Source organism: Streptomyces sp. NPDC014623 (assembly GCF_043088245.1).
In the GTDB taxonomy this organism is placed as follows: domain Bacteria; phylum Actinomycetota; class Actinomycetes; order Streptomycetales; family Streptomycetaceae; genus Streptomyces.
In genome coordinates, this window is the sequence record NZ_JBIBZU010000055.1 from 1 (window position 1) to 5,156 (window position 5,156).

Consider the following 5,156-nt stretch of genomic DNA (forward strand, 5'->3'; position numbering starts at 1 on the left):
TGCAGGGGGGACCCTGTGGGAGAGTAGGACGCCGCCGAACAATTATTCCGGGAAAGCCCCGTGCCCTTGTGGCACGGGGCTTTTCTGCGTTCTGATATCCGATTGGTGCGTGAGCCCGGCCGACGGGACCGGCGAGCCGTGCCGGGGCTACCGGGCCCGCAGGGTCAGCGCTGGTTCACCAGCCGGGTGTCGTACGCCAGGATGACGGCCTGGACTCGGTCGCGGGAGCCCGTCTTGGCGAGGACGCGCGTGACGTGCGTCTTCACCGTCGATTCGGCGAGGTGGAGGCGTGTGGCGATCTCGGTGTTGGTCCAGCCCTGTCCTATGACAGTGAGGATCTCCCGCTCCCGCTCCGTCAGTGAGGCGATGCGCGGGTCTCCCGGCACGGGGCCGGCGCCGGGCACGGGCGGCAGATGGTGCACGTAGGCGTCCAGGAGCCGGCGGGTCAGGCTCGGGGCGACGACTGCGTCACCGCTCGCGACGGCCCGGATGCCGGAGAGGAGCTCTTCCGGCATCGCGTCCTTGACCAGGAAGCCGCTCGCCCCGGCCCGCAGGCCGTCGTAGGCGTACTCGTCCAGGTCGAACGTCGTCACGATGAGGATCCTCGTGCGGGCCCCGGACGTGATGATGCGGCGCGTCGCCTCGATGCCGTCGAGGCCTGGCATCCGGATGTCCATGAGGGCGACGTCCGGGTGGTGGCGGGCGACCATGTTCACCGCCTCCGTACCGTTCGCTGCTTCACCGACGACTGTCATGTCGTCCTGGCTCTCCAGCAGCATGCGGAAGCCGAAGCGTTGCATGGCCTGGTCGTCGGCGATGAGTACCGTCGTCACGGGGGTGCGTCCTCCAGGGGAAGGCGAAGCCTGGTCTGCCAGCCGCCTGCGGGGTGCCGGCCTGATTCGAGTGTGCCGTTGTAGAGCGAGGCTCGTTCACGCATTCCGCTGATGCCCCGTCCGTGGGAGGAGGTCTCGTTCCGAGGGGGTCGCGGGCCACCACCCGAATCCGTGGCCCGTACCTCCAGTCCGGTGGGCGTGTAGGTGAGGGTGACCTCGGCCGAGGCCTGGGGGCCCGCGTGCTTGAGGGTGTTGGTGAGGGATTCCTGGACCACGCGGTACACGGCGAGCTGCCGGCCGGGCGAGACGGGGACGGGCGGGGGGCTGCCGTGGACGGTCAGCCCGACGGGCAGCCCCGCCTCCCGTACGCCGGTCAGCAGGGTGTCCAGGTCCGCGAGTGAGGGCTGGGGTGTGAGGTCGGCGGACGGGGCCGGTTCGCGCAGGACGCCGAGCACGCGGCGTAGTTCCGCGAGGGCCTGGCGGCTCGTGGTGCCGATGGCTTCGAGCGCCTGGCCCGCGCGTTCCGGGTTCTTGGCCGCGGCGTACGCCCCGCCGTCGGCCAGGCCGGTGATGACGGACAGGTTGTGGCCGATGATGTCGTGCATCTCCCGCGCGATACGGGCGCGTTCACCAGCTGCCGCGAGTTGGGCCTGCTGGTCGCGCTCGTGTTCGAGCCGGTGGGCGCGTTCGACGAGGGCCTCGGTGTACTCCCGGCGTGTGCGTACCGCCATCGCGAGCAGGGTGACGAAGGCGAACGCCCACAGGTAGGAGACGAGTTGCCGGTCCGCGGTGCCGCGGATCGCGATCGCTCCGGCGGCGGCGGGCAGGCACATCAGCAGCCCTGCCCGGGCCAGGTTCTTGAGGGGCAGCCGCAGGGCGATCGTGTAGGCGGGGATCAGTTGGAGCAGTGCGGCCTGGACGACGGCGCCCGTCCAGATGTTGAGCAGGGAGGCCGGTGCCATCAGGGCGAGCACGGCCATCGGCCGGCGGCGGCGCCACAACAGGGGGACGGAGAAGCAGAGGCTCATCAGCAGGACCAGTGGCTCCGGCACATCCACGTTCCGGGCGACATTGCGCCACCCTCCGGTGCCGTAGTCGAGCACCGCGACGACGACCCAGAAGCCGGTGACCGAGAGGTCCCACATCATCGGCCGGCGGCGGTCGAAGGCCTTGAGCCGTTGCAGGAGGTCCTGGATGTACGGGGTCAGCGGCGCGGTGCCGGTGGTCAGGTGCCCTGGGGGCGGGGTCTTCCCGTCACTCACCCTGCCCGTCCTCGGTCCGTCCGTCACCGCTTCGCCCCTCCGCCGTACCGCATCGTCCCGTTACGCGTCCCTGCGGCGCAGGAGCACCGCGCCGGCGCCCAGGGCAGCACCGGCCCACAGACACAGGGCCAGCAGCGCCGGACCGGTGGCCGCGGCGTCCGGGAGAGGTGTGGCCGAACCGAGTACCCCGGCGGCCTGCGTCGGGAAGTACTTCAGCGCGCTGTCCACGGCATCGTACGGAAGCATGCCGAGGACCTCGGGCAGGATCAGGACACCGCCGATGTACGCCCCTATGCTGCCGGGCACGGAGCGCAGGGTGGCGCCGAGGCCGAGGGCGATCACGCTGAGCAGGGTGACGGCGGCCGCGCTGCCCGCGATCGCTCCGAGGACGCCCGGGTCGGTGAGAGCGGCGGCCTTGTCGGTGTCGTGCAGGAACAGTTGCGCGGCGGGGAACGTGATCAGGGCGGTGGCGAACATCGAGGCGTAGGCGACGACGGTGAAGACCGCGGCCTTGGCCCACAGGACGGGGAGGCGGCGGGGTACGACGGTGAGCGATGCCCGGATCATCCCGGAGGAGTACTCGCCGGCTGTGACGAGGATGCCGAGGACCGCAAGGCACATCTGGCCGAGCTGGGTGCCGAAGAGGACGAGGACGACGGTGTCGATGTCGGCGTCGCCGCCCCCCGAGGTGTAGGTGGCGCCCATGAGGAGTCCGACACCGAGGATGACGGCGGCCGCGGACAGGATGGTGACCCAGGTCGATCGCAGGGACCAGAGTTTGTGCCACTCGGAGCGCATGACACGACGAGGGGTGACGCGGTACGGGGAGGGCGCGGTCGCGGTGGTCATACGAGGACTCCGGTCAGGGGTGCGGCCGTCCGGTACTCGACGGATTCCTGGGTGAGGTCCATGAAGGCCTGTTCCAGGGAGACGGTCTGCGGGGTGAGTTCGTGAAGCGGGATGGCGTGGGCGGCGGCCGTGCGGCCGATGTGTACGGAGTCGGTTCCGTGGACGGTCAGTTCGTCGGTGGTGCCGGTGGTGATCCGTACACCGGGTCCGGCCAGCAGGGTGCGCAGGGCGTCGGCCTGCGGGGTGACGACCCTGACCGAGGCGCCGCCCGCGGTGCGGATCAGGTCGCCGACGGTGGTGTCGGCGAGGAGCCGGCCGCGGCCGATGACGACGAGATGATCGGCGGTGAGGGCCATCTCGCTCATGAGGTGGGAGGAGACGAGGACGGTCCGGCCCTCCGCGGCGAGGGACGTGAGCAGGTTGCGGATCCAGAGGACGCCTTCGGGGTCGAGCCCGTTGACCGGTTCGTCGAGGATGAGGGCCGCAGGGTCGCCGAGGAGCGCGGCCGCGATACCGAGACGCTGCCCCATCCCGAGCGAGAAGCCCTTGATCCTCTTGTGGGCGGCTCCGGTGAGCCCGGCCAGGTCCAGGACGTGTTCGACGCGGCTGCGGGGGATGCCGTGGGTGTGGGCGAGTGCCATGAGGTGGTTGAAGGCGGTACGCCCCGGATGGGCCGAGCGGGCTTCCAGGAGGGCCCCGACCTCGGTGAGCGGCGCGGGGTGGGTGGTGTAGGCGCGGCCGCCGATGGTGGACCGGCCGCGGGTGGGGGCGTCCAGTCCGAGCAGCATGCGCATGGTGGTCGACTTCCCCGCTCCGTTGGGGCCGAGGAAGCCGGTGACGGTGCCCGGCCGCACGGTGAAGTCGAGGCCGTGGACGACGGTCGTGCCCCCGTACCGTTTGGTGAGTTCGTATGCCCTGATCATGTCGTCGACGCTACGGAGGACGCGAGGGGCGGTCGTCCGACCGGGGGCTTGGGGTGAGGTCTGCGGTAGTACCTGGGTACGACGCCGAGAACGGGCTGAGCGCGTCGCTGTCGTCACCGCGCGGGGGTTGTCCGCCCCGGCTCTCTCTCGCACGCGCTCCCCGGCGGCCTCACGGCCTGCTGTGAGCGCCGAGGAGCGCGTGCGCTCCTTCCCCGTCGCTCTGAACCGGTCGCCGACCGGCCGGGAACGCCGGTGGGCCCGCTGTCGGAGGGCTCCGCCGAGCGTGCTGAAAGAGCGTTTTGTTCCGCCAGGGGCGTTTGACAGGGGGTCGAAGTTGAGTAGGTCACGGTCGCTCGAGAGGGTGGCACGTGGGATTCGATGCAGGTATGGAGAACGCCTTGCGGGACCGGCTGTCCGCGGCCGGTGAGGGCAGGAGCCTGCGATGGCGCCGAGCCTGCCTGGTTTTCTCGTCAGGCGTGGTGCCGGCGTGCAGGCAGTGCATCACCTATGTCGACACCAACAGCCCCGGCGCCGATCCCGGCCCGGTCGTCATCGCCTGTCACGACCAGCGCGTCAACTCCGTACGCTCAGCCTCGCTGAGTACCAGTTCCGACTTGTGACGGCCTGGCCGCGGCTCGTCCGCCAGTCCCACCATCCGCCGGCCAGCGAACCGTGAGCGTACTTGCGTACCGTCTCCGTGGAAACCCTGAAGTTCGCTGGCACACGCGTGTTGGATGCGCCTTCCGCGCAGGCCGCAACGATCCGGGCCCGCTCCGCCACACGAGCTGGGACGTGCCACACAAGGCCGCCGTACCTCATGCGTGATGAACTGTGGCCTGGCTTCGAGACAATGATCTCGTCTCGAACAAGGGAGTGGGAGGGACCGTGGGCCTTGGTGGGGGGACGTGGCAGCGACTGACCGCCGTGGTGCTCGTCATGGCGGTGGCGGCCGGGTGCACGGGGCGGGGCGAAGGCGCGGGCGGCGGAAACGACGAAGACCTGCTGCGGAACCACGACTGGACGCAGATGCCGGGCACCACCGCGCGGAACGACATCCTGCGGGTCAGCGCATCGGATCGGCACATCGTGGAGCAGGACTCCTCCGGCGGCCAGCCCAACCCCCCGCTGAACCTGGCCGGCCCGCATCTTAGGTCCGATGGCGACTTCACCGTCACCGCGCGCATGTCCGGTGTGGGTGACGATGACGGCGACTCATGGCTGCGGCTGTACGGACGGGTACCGGTCATCTACGACGAGTGGCGGCAGGAGCGGCCCTCACTCCGCGTCGG

At 70.4% G+C, this 5,156-nt stretch carries 5 protein-coding genes and 1 pseudogene; 2 read left to right on the forward strand and 4 right to left on the reverse strand.

The genetic code is table 11. The features are described 5' to 3' along the window. Nucleotides 1-164: 164 nt before the first annotated feature. From ACF1FZ_RS34940 to ACF1FZ_RS34955, 4 genes are read right to left on the reverse strand one after another with little or no spacing between them, the layout of a single operon-like run. The gene (locus tag ACF1FZ_RS34940; RefSeq protein ID WP_391777390.1) at nucleotides 165-833 is read right to left on the reverse strand and encodes a response regulator; all 669 of its coding nucleotides are present in this window, start codon (nucleotides 831-833) and stop codon (nucleotides 165-167) included. Continuing rightward, nucleotides 830-2,095: a sensor histidine kinase gene (locus ACF1FZ_RS34945; RefSeq protein WP_391777391.1), complete on the reverse strand. Its 1,266-nt coding sequence runs from the start codon at nucleotides 2,093-2,095 to the stop codon at nucleotides 830-832. Before ACF1FZ_RS34945 ends, ACF1FZ_RS34940 begins: the two co-directional genes overlap by 4 nt. A 60-nt stretch (nucleotides 2,096-2,155) precedes the next feature. After that, nucleotides 2,156-2,944: an ABC transporter permease gene (locus ACF1FZ_RS34950; protein ID WP_391777392.1), complete on the reverse strand. Its 789-nt coding sequence runs from the start codon at nucleotides 2,942-2,944 to the stop codon at nucleotides 2,156-2,158. Beyond that, a complete protein-coding gene (locus tag ACF1FZ_RS34955) occupies nucleotides 2,941-3,867 on the reverse strand; it encodes an ATP-binding cassette domain-containing protein (protein ID WP_391777393.1) in 927 nt (308 codons plus the stop codon). The genes ACF1FZ_RS34950 and ACF1FZ_RS34955 overlap by 4 nt, the downstream gene beginning before the upstream one ends. 368 nt (nucleotides 3,868-4,235) lie before the next feature. Between ACF1FZ_RS34955 and ACF1FZ_RS34960 the strand changes: the two genes are divergently transcribed. Continuing rightward, nucleotides 4,236-4,487, forward strand: coding sequence for a hypothetical protein (locus ACF1FZ_RS34960; protein ID WP_391777394.1), 252 nt, complete (start codon nucleotides 4,236-4,238; stop codon nucleotides 4,485-4,487). Between the two features lie 304 nt (nucleotides 4,488-4,791). Then, nucleotides 4,792-5,156, forward strand: a pseudogene (locus tag ACF1FZ_RS34965) (glycosyl hydrolase); the annotation flags it as partial.

Coding starts and splice junctions, on each gene's coding strand:
- ACF1FZ_RS34950 (WP_391777392.1), bottom strand. CDS start 2,944: ATGACCACCGCGACCGCGCCCTCCCCGTACCGCGTCACCCCTCGTCGT.
- ACF1FZ_RS34955 (WP_391777393.1), bottom strand. CDS start 3,867: ATGATCAGGGCATACGAACTCACCAAACGGTACGGGGGCACGACCGTC.